This window comes from Vibrio sp. 1580, assembly GCF_033340055.1.
In genome coordinates this window covers 1-583 of sequence record NZ_JAWOVT010000492.1, presented here as the reverse complement: position 1 = coordinate 583, position 583 = coordinate 1, and the positions used below count along the sequence as shown (strand labels likewise).

Sequence of the window (583 nt, the reverse complement as noted above, 5' to 3'; positions counted from 1 at the left end):
ATATTCAAGTTGAGTACCCTGCAAAACTGGAAAGCCAATCTCAGCTATCGGATGTGATTCGTGAGCGACTACGTCGTGAAGTCACAACAATGACAGGTACGGGGGATAAATAATGATTCGCCTTATTTTCCTATTTGTCGTTCTAGGTGCAGGTCTATTTGCCGGTACTCAGTTTTCTGGTCAACAAGGATATGTACTGATCTCAATAGCAAACAAGACCATCGAAATGAGCGTAACCACTTTGGTGATCTTCGTTATCGCTGCGCTAGCTGGTCTTTTCCTCCTTGAATACCTGATTAAAAAGTTGGTTTACGCAAGCTCAAGCACTTGGAACTACTTCAGCGTACGTAAAATGCGTCGTTCTCGTCGCTACACCAATGAAGGCATTATCAAGCTCCTTGAAGGTGATTGGAAAGGTGCTGAAAAGAAAGTCACTCGTTGGGCAAATCACCACGATATGCCACTACTGTGCTATCTCGTTGCTTCTGAAGCTGCTCAAGGTCAAGGTGATAAAGCAAAACGCGATCATTATCTTGCATTAGCTAGCCAACAGGAGAATGCTCATCTCGCTGTCGAACTGACT

Annotated in this window: 1 protein-coding gene; it reads left to right on the top strand. The window is 44.3% G+C overall.

Features of this window, described 5'->3' with window-relative positions; translation table 11 throughout:
- Positions 1 to 112: 112 nt before the first annotated feature.
- Positions 113 to 583: heme biosynthesis HemY N-terminal domain-containing protein (locus R7093_RS26765; RefSeq protein WP_318147218.1), on the top strand; the 471-nt coding region annotated here is incomplete at its 3' end.